This window comes from Streptomyces sp. NPDC029041 (genome assembly GCF_040637515.1).
Lineage (GTDB): Bacteria > Actinomycetota > Actinomycetes > Streptomycetales > Streptomycetaceae > Streptomyces.
In genome coordinates, this window is record NZ_JBEZWO010000003.1 from 52,591 (window position 1) to 69,499 (window position 16,909).

Consider the following 16,909-nt stretch of genomic DNA (forward strand, 5'->3'; position numbering starts at 1 on the left):
TCCGGCTGCCCTAGCTGCCGCCGGTGTGCACCTGGAAGGCGGCCCTGCGGACCGCCTTGGCGAGGGCCGGGTCGGGGTGTGCGGCGGCGAGGGCGACCAGCACCTGCACGGTGCGCGGGTGTCCCACGGCGCGTACCTCGTCCAGGAGCCTCGGGACGGTCGGCTGCACCGCCGACTCCAGGTGGCGCACCAGCAGCGGCGCCTCACCGTGGTCGGCGACGGCGGCGGCGGTGTCCACCCACAGCCACGTGGCCTCCTCGCGGGTGAGGACCTCGTGGGCGTCCTCGGGGTCGGCGCCGTCGTGCTCGGCCAGCCACAGCAACGCGTACGGCCTCAGCGTGGGCTCGTCCAGCACGCCGCGGACGTCCGGCTCGGCGGGGGCGCCGACCACGCGCAGCGCCTCGAAGGCGAGGCCGCGCAGCAGGGCGTCCTCGCCGCGGGCGGCATCGAGGAGTTCGGTGACGGCGCTGCCGACCGGACGGGCGGCGAGCCAGGCGCGGTACTCGGCGCGGGCCGCGTTCGGGCGCAGCTGGGCGCAACCGCGGAGCATGTCCTCGGCGGCCTGCTCGATGTTCCCGGCGGGGCTCTGCGCGGCGACGCAGATCTGCTCCAGCTTGACCCAGACGGCCCAGCTGCCGAGCGGGGTGAGGGTGGCCTGGCCGTCGCCGTAGGTGAGGGCGCCGACGGAGGCGAGGGCGCGCAGGGCCCAGTCGAGCAGCGGGGCGAGCGGGGCGTCGGTGGGCTCCGGTTCGGCCGGCGGCTCGGGCCGGGGGCCGTAGGGGATCTCGCAGCGGGCGGTCCGCAGCTCGGTGACCCGCTGCTCCAGGAGATCGAGGAGCTGTTCCACGGGGACGGGCCCGGCGGACAGCTGGAGGAAGGAGAGCGCCTGCGGCATGGCCGAGACGACCTCGGCGACGGCGGCGGGCTCGTGCTCGGCCGGCTCCGGGTGGGCGAGCGACCAGGCGTCGAAGAGCGCGACCCAGCCGCGCAGCACGGCACTGTCGTCACGGTTCCAGGCGCGCAGCCGCCACCCGGGGCGGGCGCTGTCGCCGTGCACCTCGACGAGGCCGGCGAGGCGCGCGGTGTCCCAGTCGGCTCTGACCTGAGCCGGGCTCAGGCCCAGATCGCGGGCGGCCCGTTCGGCGGTCGCGTCGGAGAGGGTGGCTTTGCCGTCGTCGGTGGCGCTGTCCCGGCCGGGGCCGAGCGCGGCGTCCGCCCAGCGGGCGACGCGGGCCGCGCCGGCAAGGCCTGAGCGAGCCATTCTGGCCAGCTCCGCCGGTGCCGGGGTGCCCTCCGGGGGGCGCGGCGCGGGGCGGCGCGAGCGCCGCTGGTTCATCGCTGGAGGGGCGGCGGCCAGGGGTCGCGGGCGGACGAGTCGAAGCCTGGAGTCGCGCGGGATACGGGACGTCACGGGGGCAGTCTTCCGGTTGACGGTCCGAAAACCCAAACGGAATGTCACGGCGGGCGACGGGGATGGCCAACGCACCGGCTCCCGGGAGGTGCTGAGGGCCGGGAACCGGCCAGTGGTACGACGCTAAACGGAATCATGGCGACCGGTCCGCGGGGAGCGGGAGGAGAGCTGGTTGCGCCGGGGTGACGGGGGTCTGAACGGAGGGTGTGCGGGAGTCCGCCGGAGGAGGCGCGGCGGCGTGTGTCCCCCGAGGCGTCACACCAAGGGCGTCAGGAAGCGTCGCAGCGCCTCCTCGTAGCCGTCCGGGTCGGCGTTCCACATGGCGCCGTGCGGAGCGTCGGCGACGGTGCGCAGGGCGACCAGGTCGGGGCGGGCGGCGGCGAGCCGGCGCGACGGCTGCCAGGGGGCGACGGTGTCACCCGGCCCGTGGAGGACGAGCGCCGGGACGCGCAGCCCGTCGGCCGGGGCCGTGCCCGCGGCGCGGTCGCCGCCCAGCCCGGTGCGGCCCTGGGCGGCGCGGACCGCGAGGGGCAGCAGCGCGCCCGGGGTACGGCGGGCCGAGGCGAGGGCGCGCAGGGTGGTCTCCCAGTTGAGCACCGGGGAGTCCAGGACGAGCCCGCAGACGCGGTCGCGCAGCTCTGATTGCGCTGCGGCGTGCAGGGCCATGGTGGCGCCGGTGGACCAGCCGTGCAGGACGACCTGCCGGGCCCCGTGGCGCACGGCGTGGCGGATCGCCGCGTCGACGTCGCGCCACTCCGTCTCGCCGAGGTGGTTCAGGCCGTCGGGCGGGCGCGGCGCGCCCAGGTCGCCGCGGTAGGCGAGGGCGAGCACCGGGAAGTGGCTGCGCTGCAGGAATCCCATGACGTTCAGGGCCAGTTCCCGGGTGGTCCCCAGACCGTGCACGGCGATCACCCAGGTGGTCCGCTTGCCCGGCACGAACCACGCGGGCAGCGCGCCGAGATCGCCGGGGACGTCGACGTCGGCGTGTTCGAGTCCGAGGGCCGTGCCGGGGTTGCCGACGTACACGTTCGGCGTGAGCCACACCTTGTCCCCGGACCTCAGCGTGCCGTGCGTGACGCTCTCCAGGCGGCGCACGACGGTGTCGGCGGGGTGCTGGACGCCGGTCAGGACGGGGCCGACGACGGCGTGGGAGCCGTCGCCGGAGAGGCCGTAGCGGCCGGGGCGCAGGGCGGCGAGGTCCCGGGTGAGGCGGATCTGCCCGGCGGCGGTGCCGTGCACGGTGAGCCGGGGTTCGGTGGGCAGGGGCCTGCCGGGGGGCGCCTTGAGCGCGGCGTCGCTGGCAAGCCGGCCGGCGGCCACCGCGGCGGCACCGGCCCCGATCACGGCGGTGACGGCAGCGGCCGTCGCTTTGGCAGGGCGCACGGCTCCAGTGTCCCGGCGGACGGCGCGGGCGACCAGTGGGAGGGAGCCGGGGGTGAGCCCCGCGGCCGGGCGCCGGCGCGGGCCGGGCGTGGGGACGGCTCAGCCGCGCTGGCCGTAGCCGCGCAGGCGCTCCTCCACCTCCGTCAGCTGCTCCCGGGACAGCAGGCTCGGGGCCAGGCCGGGCACCGAGGAGGCGGTGAGCCACAGGCGGCACATCCACTCCAGCTGGGCGGTGCGGTCGTACGCCTGGGCGAGGGTGCTTCCGTGGGTGAGGGTGCCGTGGTTCTGCAGCAGGCACCCGGAGCGGCCGGCGAGGGCCCGGAGCATGTTCTCCGCCAACTCGTCGCTGCCGTACGGGGCGTACGGGGCGACCCGGACGGGGCCGCCGAGCGCGGCGGCCATGTAGTGGATCAGCGGGAGCTCGGTCACGAGCGTCGAGACGGCCGTCGCGTGCACGGCGTGGGTGTGGACGACGGCCAGCGCGTCGGTCGTGCGGTAGACGGCGAGGTGCATGGGCAGCTCGCTGGTCGGGACGAGGGTGCCGAGGACCTGCCGGCCGTCGAGGTCGACGCCGGTCACGTCGTCGGGCGTCAGCCGGTCGTAGGGGACGCCGGACGGCGTGACCAGGACGGTGTCCCCGACCCGCACCGAGACGTTGCCGGACGTGCCGACGACGAGTCCGTCGGAGACCGTCCGGAGGGCCGTGGTGACGAGGTCGTCCCAGGCGCGGGCCTCCTCGGGCCGCGCGGCCCCGCCACGCGACTCCCCCGGACCCGCCGCGCTTTCCTGCCCCCCTGGGCTCCCCTGCCCTCCTGGGCCCCTGTGCACCCCCGCCGCGCTCCCCAGCCCCTCTGTGCTCCCCAGCCCCTCTGCGCTCCCCCGCACCCCCGCGCTCCCCTGTGCGTCCGCCGTGCGCCGCTCGTCGCCTCGCTGCTCAGCCATGCCGCGATCCTGCCAGGCTGCGCTTTCCTGCGTCGCGGAAGCGGGGGACTTCGTACACAACGGCGGCGGCACCCCGGCGGGTGACCGGAGCCTGTTCGACGGGTCACTCGAAGGGGTGAAGTGGTTCACCCGCGGAGGCTGTGCCCCGGGGCCCCGGGAGGCCGCCCCGTGGCGGAATACCGACCCCCTGTTGCGGTCACCCCTGCGCCCCTCCCAGTTCATCTTCCGTTCACCCAGGTTCCCTACGTTCATCGAGCCAACAACCTCGAACGATTGCCTGGGTAAATGGAAAGCTTCTCGCTGATCCTCGCGATTGTGGTGGTCACCGCACTCGCGTTCGATTTCACGAACGGTTTCCACGACACCGCGAACGCGATGGCCACCACCATTTCCACGGGCGCCATGAAGCCCAAGGCTGCGGTGGCCATGTCCGCGGTCCTCAACCTGGTGGGCGCCTTCCTGTCCGTCGAAGTCGCCAACACGATCTCCAAAGGCCTCGTCGACGAGGCCGGCATCCGTCCCGAGGTCATCTTCGCCGCCCTGGTCGGCGCGATCCTCTGGAACCTGCTGACCTGGCTGGTCGGTCTGCCCTCCAGCTCCTCCCACGCCCTCATGGGCGGTCTGATCGGCGCCACGATCGCCTCGGCGGGCGTCGGCGCGGTGCACGGGGACGTGCTGGTCACCAAGGTGCTGATCCCTGCGATCGCCGCCCCGCTGGTCGCGGGCATCGCGGCGATGCTCGCCACGCGGCTGACCTACTCCCTCGGCAGCAAGGCCGAGGACAAGGCGTCCAAGAAGGGCTACCGGGCCGGCCAGATCGCCTCGGCGGGCCTGGTCTCCCTGGCGCACGGCACCAACGACGCGCAGAAGACCATGGGTGTCATCACCCTCGCCCTGGTCGCCGGCGGCACCGTGGCGCCCGACTCGGACCCGCCCATGTGGGTCATCCTCTCGGCGGGTCTCGCCATCGCGCTCGGCACCTACCTGGGTGGCTGGCGCATCATCCGCACCATGGGCAAGGGACTGACCGACCTCCAGCCGCAGCAGGGCTTCGCCGCCCAGACCTCCGCGGCCACGGTCATCCTTGCCTCCTCGCACCTCGGTTTCTCCCTCTCCACGACGCACTCCGTGTCCGGTTCGGTGATGGGTGCCGGGCTCGGCCGCAAGGGCGGCGTGGTCCGCTGGTCCACCGCGACGCGGATGTTCGTCGCCTGGGGTCTGACGCTGCCGGCGGCGGCCCTGGTGGGCGCTCTCGCCGAGTACGTCACCGGCTTCGGCAGCTGGGGCACCGCCGTGGTGGCCGTCTTCCTCGTCGCCTCCAGCGCGGCGATCTGGAAGCTCTCGCGGCGTGAGGTCGTCGACCACACCAACGTCAACGACACCGACGACACCGTGGAGGCGGAGCCGGCCGGTGTGGTGACCACGGCGATCGCCGCGGTGACACCGCCGCCGGTGGGTGGCACGGCCACGGCGTCGGAGGACCCGGTCCCCTCGTTCCCGTCGCAGGCCACCGCCGAGCGCACGCCGACCACGACCACCACGGTCTGACCCGCCACCGGTTACAAGGAAGAGTTACTGAGATGAAGATCGACTGGGCGGCCCTCGGCTCCGTCTTCGGCGTCAGCCTTGTGGTCACCGTGGCCCTCGTCGGCCTGTTCACCCTCGGCATCACCGGCCTGTCGCGCCGCGAGCGGGCGGTGGCGCAGGGCGGGTCCGCGAGCCTCGCCGTCACCGGCGCGTACGCGTGCTTCGCGGCGTGTGCGGCGGCCGTGGGGTACGGCATCTATCTGATCGTGGCCTGACGGCCCGACCGATCGCACGTCGTGTCCGCCGGGCGGCACGGGACTTCGGTCCCGTGCCGCCCGGTTGTCGTGTGGGGGCAGGGGCGGTGTGGGGTTCTCCACACTCTCCCCGCGCAGGTCAACGGCAAGTTGACGGCGGTTCGCGGCCGTGGTGGACTGCCGGGGCCAGTACGGCGGCAGGAGAGGAAGCCGGTGCGAGTCCGGCGCGGTCCCGCCACTGTCACCGGGGTAGCAATCCCCGGGAGCCAGGAACTCTCACCGCCGGTCTCGTCGAACCAGGGCGTGGACACCCTGAGTGAGGACACACATCGCCATGCGCGGCTGCCGATCGAGGTTCAACACCCCACCCCTGCCCGCCCCCCAGGCCGGCTGAGCCGATGGGTGCCGGTCGCGTCTTCGCGTACGGCGCCGCCGCCGGTCTGATCGGTGACCTGCTGCTCGGTGATCCTCGCCGAGGACATCCGGTCGCCGCGTTCGGACGGGGCGCGGGTGCCGTGGAACGGGTGCTGTGGCGGGACCACCGCGGGTGGGGCGCGCTGCACACCGCCGTGTGTGCCGGAGGGGCCGTCGCCCTCGGGTCCGTCGCCGCGCGTGCCGTGCGGACGTCCACCGTCGCCTCGGTCGCGCTGACCGGAGCCGCCACCTGGGCCGTCGTCGGGGGGACTTCACTCGCCAGGGAGGCGCGGACCATCGGGCGTGCCCTGGAGGCCGGGGACGTCGAGGCGGCCCGGGCGCGGCTGCCGCATCTGTGCGGGCGGGACCCGCAGGCCCTCGACGCCGACGGCATGGCACGGGCCGTGGTCGAGTCCGTCGCCGAGAACACCTCCGACGCGGTCGTGGGGGCGCTGGTGTGGGGGGCCGTCGGTGGAGTGCCGGGGCTGCTGGGCTTCCGGGCCGTCAACACCCTGGACGCCATGGTCGGGCACAAGTCGGCCCGTTACCGCCGCTACGGATGGGCCTCCGCACGGCTGGACGACCTCGCGGGGTGGCCGGGAGCGCGGCTGACCGCCGTGCTCGCCACCCTGGCCGGGCCGGACCCGCGGGAGGCCGTGCGGGCCTGGCGGACCGACGCGGCGAAGCATCCGAGTCCCAACGCCGGGCCCGTGGAGGCCTCGTTCGCGGGAGCGCTCGGGGTGCGGCTCGGCGGGACGCTCTCCTACGGCGGGCGGGTGGAGCACCGGCCCGTGCTGAACACGCAAGGGCGTGCCGTCGGCACGCACGACGTCGAACGGGCCGTGCGGCTGTCGCAGCGCGTCACCTGGCTCGCGCTCGGGGTGTGCGCGGGCGCGCGGCTGCTGGCGAGTGCGCGGCTGTTCAGGAACGCACGGTCATTCGGGAGTGCGCCGGCGCTCAAGGGCGCGCGGTCGCTGAAGAGGGGGACATGACATGAGCGGTGGGCTTCTCGTCGCCGGTACCACCTCCGACGCCGGCAAGAGCGTCGTGACCGCCGGGATCTGCCGGTGGCTGGTGCGCCAGGGCGTCAAGGTCGCGCCCTTCAAGGCGCAGAACATGTCCCTGAACTCCTTCGTGACCACGGAGGGCGCCGAGATCGGGCGGGCGCAGGCCATGCAGGCGCAGGCCTGCCGCGTCGAGCCGACCGCGTTGATGAATCCCGTGCTGCTCAAGCCCGGTGGTGAGCAGAGCAGCCAGGTCGTGCTGCTGGGCAAGCCGGTCGGGGAGATGAGTGCGCGGGGTTACCACGGCGGCCGGCAGCAGCGGCTGCTCGGGACGGTGCTGGACTGCCTGGAACAGTTGCGGGGCACGTATGACGCGGTGATCTGTGAGGGGGCGGGTTCCCCCGCCGAGATCAATCTGCGGCGGACGGACATCGTGAACATGGGGATCGCCCGTAACGCCGGGCTGCCCGTGCTCGTGGTCGGCGACATCGACCGGGGCGGGGTGTTCGCCTCGTTCTTCGGGACGGTGGCGCTGCTGTCCCCCGAGGACCAGGCCTGTGTCGCCGGGTTCCTCGTCAACAAGTTTCGCGGTGACGTCTCCCTGCTGGAGCCGGGCCTGGAGATGCTGCACGGGCTCACGGGGCGGAAGACGTACGGCGTCCTCCCCTTCCGGCACGGGCTGGGCATCGACGAGGAGGACGGCCTCAGGGTCTCCCTGCGGGGAGCGGTGCGGGAGTCCGTCGTCGCCCCGCCCGTCGGCGAGGACGTGCTGCGCGTCGCGGTCTGTGCCGTGCCGCTGATGTCCAACTTCACCGACGTGGACGCGCTGGCCGCCGAACCGGGCGTCGTGGTGCGGTTCGTGGACCGGCCGGAGGAACTGGCCGACGCCGACCTCGTCGTCGTGCCCGGTACCCGTGGCACGGTCCGCGCGCTGGACTGGCTGCGGGAGCGCGGGCTCGCCGACGCCCTCGTCCGCAGGGCCGCCGAACAGCGGCCCGTGCTCGGCGTCTGCGGCGGCTTCCAGATCCTCGGCGAGCACATCGAGGACGACGTGGAGAGCCGCAGGGGGCACGTCGACGGGCTCGGGATCCTGCCCGTGCGGGTGCGGTTCGCCCGCGAGAAGACCCTCACCAGACCGGCCGGCGAGGCCCTCGGGGAGCACGTCGAGGGCTACGAGATCCACCACGGGGTCGCCGATGTCACCGGCGGAGTCCCCTTCCTGGACGGCTGCCGGGTCGGCCAGATTTGGGGCACGCACTGGCACGGTTCGCTGGAGTCGGACGGCTTCCGGCGGGCCTTTCTGCGCGAGGTGGCGGCCGCCGCGGGCCGCCGTTTCGTGCCCGCGCCGGACACCTCGTTCGCCGCGCTGCGCGAGGAGCAGCTCGACCGGCTCGGCGACCTGATCGAACAGCACGCGGACACCGACGCGCTGTGGCGGCTCATCGAGTCCGGCGCGCCGCAAGGACTGCCCTTCATTCCACCGGGAGCACCCGCATGAGCACTGTGTTGTTGTTGTCGACCGCCGACACGGACCTGCTGGCGGCCCGGGCCGCCTCCGGAGCCGACTACCGGATCGGCAACCCCACCCGCGTGGACGTGCGGGAGGAGCTGCCCGCCCTGCTGGACGGGGCGTCCGTCGCCGTCGTCCGGCTGCTCGGCGGCAAGCGGGCCTGGGAGGACGGCCTCGCCGCGCTGAAGGCCTCCGGCGTCCCGACCGTGCTGCTGGGCGGTGAGGCCGTGCCGGACGCGGAGCTGATGGCCGAGTCGTCCGTCCCGGCCGGTGTCGTCGCCGAGGCGCTCAGGTACCTCGTGGAGGGCGGCCCGGACAACCTGACCGAACTCGCCCGCTTCCTCTCCGACACGGTGCTGCTGACGGGTGAGGGGTTCGACGAGCCGCGGAAGATGCCGGAGTACGGCGTCCATGGCGAGCGCGCCCGCGTGGAGGTCCGTCCGACCGTCGGCGTGCTCTTCTACCGGGCCCACGAACTGAGCGGCAACACCGCCTTCGTCGACACCCTGTGCGACGCCATCGAGGCGCGCGGCGCCAACGCGCTGCCCGTGTACTGCGGTTCGCTGCGCGGGGCGGACGAGGGGTTGTACGAGATCCTCGGGCAGGCCGACGCCCTGGTCGCCACCGTGCTCGCCGCCGGTGGCACCCACGCCTCGCAGGCCTCGGCTGGCGGTGACGAGGAGGCCTGGGACATCGGCGCCCTCGCCGAGCTGGACATCCCCGTGCTGCAGGGCCTGTGCCTGACCTCCTCGCGGCAGGCCTGGGCGGACTCGGACGCCGCCCTCTCCCCCATGGACGCCGCGATGCAGGTGGCGATCCCGGAGTTCGACGGGCGGCTGATCACCGTGCCGTTCTCCTTCAAGGAGCAGGGCCCGGACGACGTGCCGGTGTACGTCGCCGACCCGGACCGGGCCGCGCGCGTCGCCGGTATCGCCGTCCGGCACGCGCGGCTGAAGCATAAGGACAACGCCGAGAAGAAGCTCGCGCTGGTCTTCACCGCGTACCCGACCAAGCACTCGCGGGTCGGCAACGCGGTCGGCCTGGACACCCCGGCCTCGGCCGTGCGGGTGCTGGACGCGCTGCGGGACGCCGGGTACGTCGTCGAGGGTCATCCGGACGAGGGTGACGAGCTGATCCACCGGCTCATCAACGCCGGCGGGCACGACGTGGAGTGGCTGACGGAGGAGCAGCTGGCCGCCGCGCCCGCACGGGTGCCGCTGGCGGACTACCGGGCGTGGTTCGAGAAGCTCGACCCGGAGCTGAAGGACGCCATGACCGAGGCGTGGGGCGAGCCGCCGGGCAGCCTCTACGTCGACGGCGACGACATCGTGCTGGCGTCCCTGCAGTTCGGGAACGTCGTCGTGATGATCCAGCCGCCCCGCGGCTTCGGGGAGAACCCGATCGCGATCTACCACGACCCGGACATGCCGCCGTCCCACCACTACATGGCGGCCTACCGGTGGCTGGAGAACAGTTTCGGTGCCGACGCCATCGTCCACATGGGCAAGCACGGCACCATGGAGTGGCTGCCCGGCAAGGGGCTCGGGCTCAGCGGCGGCTGCGCCCCGGACGCGGTCCTCGGGGACCTGCCGCTGGTCTACCCGTTCATCGTGAACGACCCGGGCGAGGGCACCCAGGCCAAGCGGCGCGGGCACGCCACGGTCGTCGACCACCTCGTGCCGCCGATGGCCCGCGCCGACGCCTACGGCGACCTGGCCAAGCTGGAGCAGCTCCTCGACGAGTACGCGCTCGTCTCCGACCTGGACCCGGCGAAGGCGCCGACCGTGCGCGCCCAGATCTGGACGCTGGTCAAGGCCGCCGAACTCCACCACGACCTGCACGTCGACGAGCAGCCGGACGACGAGGAGTTCGACGAGTTCGTCATGCACATCGACGGCTATCTGTGCGAGATCAAGGACGTGCAGATCCGCGACGGCCTGCACATCCTGGGCGGCGGGCCGGTCGGCGAGCCGCGCGTCAACCTCGTGCTGGCCGTGTTGCGCGCCTCGCAGGTGTGGGGCGGGCAGGCCAACGCGCTGCCGGGGCTGAGGGCGTCGCTGGCTCAGCACTTCGGGCTGGTGGAGAAGGAGCTGCTGGCCGAGCCGGGCGCTCCGGTGAAGGTGCCCGTCGAGCTGACGGACCTGGTGGACGGGCCCTCGCGCAGCGCCGCCGACGCGATCGACCTGCTGGAGCAGCTGTGCCGGCGGATCGCGGAGGGCATGGAGGAGCGCGGCTGGGCGGTCGCCGAGAGCGCGCCTCTGGTCCGGGAGGTCCTCGGCACCGAACTGCCCGACGCGGTCGCCGTGCTGGAGTTCGCCTGCACCGAGGTCGTGCCCCGGCTGGAGAAGACCACCGACGAAATCGGGCACATCCTGCGGGCGCTGCGGGGCGGTTACGTCCCGGCCGGTCCCTCCGGGTCGCCGACCCGCGGACTCGTCAACGTCCTGCCTACGGGCCGCAACTTCTACTCCGTCGACCCCAAGGCCATTCCCTCCCGGCTGAGCTGGGAGGTCGGGCAGTCGCTCGCCGACTCGCTGGTGCAGCGGTATCTCCAGGACACCGGTGAGTACCCGACGTCCGTCGGCCTGACCGTGTGGGGCACCTCCGCGATGCGCACCCAGGGCGACGACATCGCCGAGATCCTGGCGCTGCTGGGCTGCCGGCCGGTGTGGGACGACGCCTCGCGGCGTGTGACCGGGTTCGAGGTGATCCCCCTCGCGGAACTCGCCCGGCCGCGCATCGACGTGACGGTCCGCATCTCGGGCTTCTTCCGGGACGCGTTCCCGCACGTCGTGGGCCTGATCGACGACGCCGTGCGCACGGTGGCCGAGCTGGACGAGCCGGCGGAGTCCAACTACGTCCGGGCCCACGCCGACCAGGACACCGCCGAGCACGGCGACCGCCGCCGGGCCACGGCCCGCATCTTCGGCTCCAAGCCGGGCGCGTACGGGGCGGGTCTGCTGCCGCTGATCGACGCCCGCAACTGGCGCTCCGACGCCGACCTCGCCGAGGTGTACGCGGTGTGGGGCGGCTACGCCTACGGCCGGGGCCTCGACGGGCGGGCCGCGCGCGGGGACATGGAGACGGCGTTCAAGCGGATCGCCGTCGCCGCGAAGAACGTCGACACCCGTGAGCACGACCTCGTCGACGCCGACGACTACTTCCAGTACCACGGCGGCATGGTCGCCATGGTCCGGCACCTGACGGGTGCCAGCCCCGAGGCGTACGTCGGCGACTCGGCCACCCCCGACCAGGTGAAGACCCGCACGCTCGGCGAGGAGACGCACCGTGTGTTCCGCGCCCGGGTGGTCAACCCGCGCTGGATGGCGGCCATGCGGCGGCACGGCTACAAGGGCGCCTTCGAGATGGCGGCGACCGTGGACTACCTGTTCGGGTACGACGCCACGGCCGGGGTCGTCGACGACTGGATGTACGAGAAGCTCAGCGCCGAGTACGTCTTCGACCCGGAGAACCGGGACTTCATGAAGAAGTCCAACCCCTGGGCGCTGCGCGGCATCACCGAACGGCTGCTGGAGGCCGCGGAGCGCGGCCTGTGGGCCGAGCCGGACGCGGAGACGCTGGAACGGCTGCGCGCCACCTACCTGGAACTCGAAGGCGACCTGGAGGGCGACGAGAAGTGACCACCCCCTTTCCGTTCACGGCCGTCGTCGGCCAGGACGACCTGCGGCTCGCGCTGCTGCTGAACGCCGTGTCCCCCGCCGTCGGCGGAGTGCTGGTGCGCGGCGAGAAGGGCACGGCCAAGTCGACGGCGGTGCGGGCGCTGTCGGCGCTGCTGCCGGAGGTTCCGGTCGTCCCCGGCTGCCGTTTCTCGTGCGACCCCGCCTCCCCGGACCCGGGGTGCCCGGACGGGCCCCACGAGGCCGGTGGCGGTGCCGAGCGGCCCGCGCGCATGGTCGAACTGCCCGTCGGCGCCTCCGAGGACCGGCTGGTGGGCGCGCTGGACATCGAGCGGGCGCTCTCCGAGGGCGTGAAGGCCTTCGAGCCGGGCCTGCTCGCGGACGCGCACCGCGGGATCCTCTACGTCGACGAGGTCAACCTCCTGCACGACCACCTGGTCGACCTGCTGCTGGACGCCGCCGCGATGGGCGCCTCGTACGTGGAACGGGAGGGCGTCTCCGTTCGGCACGCCGCCCGTTTCCTGCTGGTGGGAACGATGAACCCGGAGGAGGGCGAGCTGCGGCCGCAGCTGCTCGACCGGTTCGGGCTGACCGTCGAGGTCGCGGCCTCGCGGGAGCCGGACCAGCGGGTGGAGGTCGTCAAGCGGCGCCTGGCCTACGACGACGACCCGGCCGCCTTCGCCGCGCGCTGGGCCGAGGACGAGGCCGCCGTGCGGGAGCGGATCGTCGCCGCGCGGGAGCTGCTGCCGTCCGTGCGGCTGGGCGACGGGGCGCTGCGGCAGATCGCGGCGACCTGCGCGGCCTTCGAGGTGGACGGCATGCGCGCGGACATCGTGATGGCGCGGACGGCCACCGCGCTGGCGGCCTGGGCCGGGCGCACGGACGTGCTCGCGGAGGACGTCCGGCAGGCGGCGCTGCTGGCGCTGCCGCACCGGCGGCGGCGCAACCCCTTCGACGCGCCCGGGCTCGACGAGGACAAGCTCGACGAGACCCTGGAGGAGTTCGGCGGCTCGGACGACGACGACCCGGACCCGGACCCCGGTCCCGACGGGCCCGGCGGAGGCGGCGGACAGCCCGAACCCGACGACGCGCCTCAGGGCGACGGTGACACCGCGGCCCGGCCCGAGGCCGCTGAGGGCGGGCAGCCGCAGCCCTCGGGCGCCGGCGAGCAGTCGGCCGTACGGGCCTCGGAGCCGTTCCGCACCAAGGTGCTGAGCGTGCCCGGGATCGGTGAGGGGTCCGCCGGGCGGCGGTCCCGGGCGCGGACCGAGCACGGGCGGACGACCGGGGCCCGGCGGCCCCGGGGCGCGCTCACCAAGCTGCACCTGGCGGCGACCGTGCAGGCGGCGGCGCCGCACCAGCGGGCGCGCGGGCGGTCCGGGCCGGGCCTGGTGGTGCGCCGGGACGATCTGCGGCAGGCCACCCGCGAGGGGCGCGAGGGCAACCTCGTGCTGTTCGTCGTGGACGCCTCCGGGTCGATGGCGGCACGGCAGCGGATGAGCGCCGTCAAAGGCGCCGTGCTGTCGCTGCTGCTGGACGCCTACCAGCGGCGCGACAAGGTGGGCCTGGTGACCTTCCGCGGCACGGACGCGGACGTCGCGCTGCCGCCGACCTCGTCGGTGGACGCGGCGGCGGCCCGGCTGGAGACGCTGCCCACCGGCGGGCGGACGCCGCTCGCCGCGGGGCTGCTGCGCGCGCACGACGTGCTGCGCGTGGAGCGGCTGCGCGACCCCGCGCGGCGGCCGCTGGTCGTGGTGGTGACGGACGGGCGGGCCACCGGTGGCCCCGAGCCGGTCGCCCTCGCCGGGCGTGCGGCCCGGCTGTTCGCGGCCGACGGGGTCGCCTCCGTCGTCGTGGACTGCGAGTCGGGGCCGGTACGGCTCGGGCTCGCCGGGCAGCTCGCCGGTGAACTGGGCGGAACGGCCGTGACATTGGACGAGCTGCGCGCGGACAGCATCGCCGGGCTCGTGAAGGACGTGCAGAGGAGGGCCGCGTAATGCCGCAGGGACAGCCGAGTGTGGTGCCGGACGACGGGCTGACGACCCGGCAGCGCCGGAACCGGCCGCTGGTCGTCGTGCACACGGGCGTCGGCAAGGGCAAGTCCACCGCCGCCTTCGGGCTCGCGCTGCGGGCCTGGAACCAGGGGTGGCCGATCGGGGTGTTCCAGTTCGTCAAGTCGGCGAAGTGGAAGGTCGGCGAGGAGAACGCGCTGCGGGTGCTCGGCGCCTCCGGCGAGGGCGGGTCCGTCGACTGGCACAAGATGGGCGAGGGCTGGTCCTGGGTGCAGCGCGATGCCCAGATGGACAACGAGGAGAAGGCGCGGGAGGGCTGGGAGCAGGTCAAGCGGGACCTGGCGGCCGAGACGTACAAGCTGTACGTGCTCGACGAGTTCGCCTACCCGATGCACTGGGGCTGGGTGGACACGGACGAGGTGATCTCCGTGCTGCGCGAGCGGCCCGGGACGCAGCACGTCGTCATCACCGGGCGGAACGCGCCGGAGAAGCTGGTGGACTTCGCCGATCTCGTGACCGACATGTCCAAGGTCAAGCACCCCATGGACGCAGGCCAGAAGGGCCAGAGGGGCATCGAGTGGTGAGTGCTTCCGTCCCACGGCTGGTCGTCGCCGCGCCCTCCTCGGGCAGTGGCAAGACCACCGTCGCCACGGGGTTGATGGCCGCGTTCGCCGCGCGGGGGCTCACCGTGTCCCCGCACAAGGTCGGGCCGGACTACATCGACCCCGGGTACCACGCGCTCGCGACCGGGCGGGTGGGACGGAACCTCGACGCGTACCTGTGCGGGCCCGAGCTGGTCGGGCCGCTGTTCCTGCACGGGGCGCGAGGGTGTGACATCGCCGTCGTCGAGGGCGTGATGGGGCTGTACGACGGGGCCGGGGGCGAGGGGGAACTCGCCTCCACGGCTCATGTCGCGAAGCTGCTCGGGGCGCCGGTGGTGCTGGTCGTGGACGCGTCGTCGCAGTCCCGGTCGGTGGCGGCCCTGGTGCACGGTTTCGCCTCCTGGGATCCGGAGGTGCGGGTCGGGGGCGTGATCCTGAACAAGGTCGCCTCGGACCGGCACGAGGAGCTGCTGCGGGAGGCGTTGGAGCAGGCGGGGGTGCCGGTCCTCGGGGTGCTGCGGCGCGTTCCGCAGGTGGACACGCCGTCGCGGCATCTGGGGCTGGTGCCGGTCGCCGAGCGGCACGCCGCCGCGGTGAAGGCGGTTGCGGCGATGAGGGCGCAGGTCTCCGAGGGGTGTGATCTGGACGCGTTGGCGGGGCTGGCGCGGAGTGCGGGTGCGTTGCCGGGGGCGGCCTGGGATGCGGCCGAGGCCGTTTCCTCGCCCCCGCCGCCCCTACCCTTCCCGTCCTCCAGGGGCTCCGCCCCTTCGACCCCGCCGGAGGGCTCCGCCCCCCGGACCCCCGGTCGGCCTGAACGGCCTCGTCCTCAAACGCCGGACAGGCTGGTTGTCGCTGTTGCCGGCGGGAAGGCGTTCACCTTCTCCTACGCTGAAACCACCGAACTGCTCGCCGCCGCCGGGGCCGAGGTCGTCGTCTTCGATCCCTTGCGGGACGAGGAACTGCCCGAGGGGACCGCCGGGCTGGTGATCGGGGGCGGGTTCCCCGAGGTGTACGCCGCCGAGCTGTCCGCCAACGAACCCCTGCGCAAGGCCGTTGGGGAGCTGGCGGCGAGCGGCGCTCCCGTCGCCGCCGAGTGTGCCGGGCTGCTGTATCTGAGCCGGGAGCTGGACGGGCTGCCGATGTGCGGGGTGCTGGACGCCTCGGCACGGATGACCGAGCGGCTCACGCTGGGCTACCGGGACGCCGTGGCCGTGGGCGACAGTGTGCTCGCGGCGGCCGGGACGCGGATGCGGGGGCACGAGTTCCACCGGACCGTCGTGGAGCCCGGCTCGGGGGCGCAGCCCGCCTGGGGGGTCCGCACCCCCCGGCCGCGGGTCGAAGGTTTTGTACAGCGCGGTGTGCACGCGAGCTATCTGCACACGCACTGGGCGTCCGAGCCCGGTGTCGCCCGTCGGTTCGTGGAGAGGTGCCGGACGTCATGAGCAGCAGGCTGATCGGGGTCGGGGTCGGGCCCGGGGACCCGGAGCTGGTGACCGTCAAGGGCGTCAACGCCCTGCGGGAAGCCGAGGTCGTGGTGGTGCCCGTGATGGCCGCGCCCGACGGGAAGGACGGCGGGGAGCGCGGCCGGGCCGAGGCGACCGTGCTGCACTACGTGCCCGAGGAGAAGGTCGTCCGGGTCGTGTTCGCGCTGAACGAGCGCAGCGACCGGGCCCGGCGCGAGGCCGCCTGGGACGCGGCCGGCGAGCGGGTCGCCGACCTGCTGCGGCGGCACCCGTCGGTGGCCTTCGCGACCATCGGCGACCCCAACGTGTACTCGACGTTCACCTATCTCGCGCAGACCGTCGCCGAGCTCGTGCCGGGGACCGTCGTCGAGACGGTGCCCGGCATCACGGCCATGCAGGACCTCGCCGCCCGGTCGGGTGCCGTGCTGACCGAGGGGACCGAGCCGCTCACGCTCGTGCCCGTCACCGCCGGGTCGGCCGTGCTGAAGGACGCCCTGGCGGGGCCCGGGACCGTGGTCGCCTACAAGTTCGGGCGGCAGGCGCACGAGGTCGCCGAGGCGCTGCGGGAGACCGGGCGGCTCGGGGACGCCGTGTGGGGCTCGGCGCTCGGCCTGCCGGAGGAGTCCGTACGCCGGGCCGCCGAGCTCGACGAGGCACCCCTGCCCTATCTGTCGACGCTCATCGCACCCGCCCGGCGCGAGGGCGGGCGGGGCGGAAAGCTCTGACCCGCCCGTCCCCCGCCGCCCCTC

12 protein-coding genes and 1 riboswitch are annotated in these 16,909 nt (G+C 74.0%); of the genes, 9 read left to right on the plus strand and 3 right to left on the minus strand.

Features of this window, described 5'->3' with window-relative positions:
- Nucleotides 1-10 precede the first annotated feature (10 nt).
- The 3 genes from AB0F04_RS07505 to AB0F04_RS07515 all read right to left on the minus strand — a co-directional run bounded on the left by AB0F04_RS07505 (nt 11) and on the right by AB0F04_RS07515 (nt 3,622).
- Nucleotides 11-1,411 (minus strand): hypothetical protein, encoded by a 1,401-nt coding sequence (locus AB0F04_RS07505; protein ID WP_362038818.1) that lies wholly within the window; start codon nt 1,409-1,411, stop codon nt 11-13.
- A 255-nt stretch (nt 1,412-1,666) separates the two neighbouring features.
- Nucleotides 1,667-2,794, minus strand: coding sequence for an alpha/beta fold hydrolase (locus tag AB0F04_RS07510; protein ID WP_362038819.1), 1,128 nt, complete (start codon nt 2,792-2,794; stop codon nt 1,667-1,669).
- A 99-nt stretch (nt 2,795-2,893) separates the two neighbouring features.
- Complete coding sequence (locus tag AB0F04_RS07515) at nt 2,894-3,622, minus strand: class II aldolase/adducin family protein (RefSeq protein WP_362039778.1); 729 nt, start codon at nt 3,620-3,622, stop codon at nt 2,894-2,896.
- 399 nt (nt 3,623-4,021) lie between these two features.
- On the opposite strand from AB0F04_RS07515, the gene AB0F04_RS07520 reads away from it, so the two are divergent.
- The 9 genes from AB0F04_RS07520 (at nt 4,022) to cobI (ending at nt 16,885) form a co-directional block, all read left to right on the plus strand.
- Nucleotides 4,022-5,284 carry an inorganic phosphate transporter gene (locus AB0F04_RS07520; RefSeq protein WP_362038821.1) on the plus strand — a complete coding sequence of 421 codons (1,263 nt, stop codon included), beginning with the start codon at nt 4,022-4,024 and terminating at the stop codon, nt 5,282-5,284.
- A 32-nt stretch (nt 5,285-5,316) separates the two neighbouring features.
- On the plus strand, nt 5,317-5,538 hold the full coding sequence (locus AB0F04_RS07525) for a hypothetical protein (RefSeq protein ID WP_053670757.1): 222 nt from the start codon (nt 5,317-5,319) through the stop codon (nt 5,536-5,538).
- 181 nt (nt 5,539-5,719) lie between these two features.
- A riboswitch (cobalamin riboswitch) is annotated at nt 5,720-5,793 on the plus strand.
- Between the two features lie 122 nt (nt 5,794-5,915).
- Complete coding sequence (locus AB0F04_RS07530) at nt 5,916-6,923, plus strand: cobalamin biosynthesis protein (RefSeq protein WP_362038823.1); 1,008 nt, start codon at nt 5,916-5,918, stop codon at nt 6,921-6,923.
- Nucleotide 6,924: 1 nt separating this feature from the next.
- Nucleotides 6,925-8,433 carry a cobyric acid synthase gene (locus AB0F04_RS07535; protein WP_362038825.1) on the plus strand — a complete coding sequence of 503 codons (1,509 nt, stop codon included), beginning with the start codon at nt 6,925-6,927 and terminating at the stop codon, nt 8,431-8,433.
- Nucleotides 8,430-12,086 carry a cobaltochelatase subunit CobN gene (gene cobN, locus AB0F04_RS07540; RefSeq protein WP_362038826.1) on the plus strand — a complete coding sequence of 1,219 codons (3,657 nt, stop codon included), beginning with the start codon at nt 8,430-8,432 and terminating at the stop codon, nt 12,084-12,086. Before AB0F04_RS07535 ends, cobN begins: the two co-directional genes overlap by 4 nt.
- The gene (locus tag AB0F04_RS07545) at nt 12,083-14,080 is read left to right on the plus strand and encodes a putative cobaltochelatase (RefSeq protein WP_362038828.1); all 1,998 of its coding nucleotides are present in this window, start codon (nt 12,083-12,085) and stop codon (nt 14,078-14,080) included. Before cobN ends, AB0F04_RS07545 begins: the two co-directional genes overlap by 4 nt.
- Nucleotides 14,080-14,679 carry a cob(I)yrinic acid a,c-diamide adenosyltransferase gene (cobO, locus tag AB0F04_RS07550; RefSeq protein WP_361935643.1) on the plus strand — a complete coding sequence of 200 codons (600 nt, stop codon included), beginning with the start codon at nt 14,080-14,082 and terminating at the stop codon, nt 14,677-14,679. Before AB0F04_RS07545 ends, cobO begins: the two co-directional genes overlap by 1 nt.
- The gene (locus tag AB0F04_RS07555) at nt 14,676-16,139 is read left to right on the plus strand and encodes a cobyrinate a,c-diamide synthase (protein ID WP_362038830.1); all 1,464 of its coding nucleotides are present in this window, start codon (nt 14,676-14,678) and stop codon (nt 16,137-16,139) included. Before cobO ends, AB0F04_RS07555 begins: the two co-directional genes overlap by 4 nt.
- Nucleotides 16,136-16,885 (plus strand): precorrin-2 C(20)-methyltransferase, encoded by a 750-nt coding sequence (gene cobI / locus AB0F04_RS07560; protein WP_362038832.1) that lies wholly within the window; start codon nt 16,136-16,138, stop codon nt 16,883-16,885. The genes AB0F04_RS07555 and cobI overlap by 4 nt, the downstream gene beginning before the upstream one ends.
- Nucleotides 16,886-16,909: the final 24 nt, after the last annotated feature.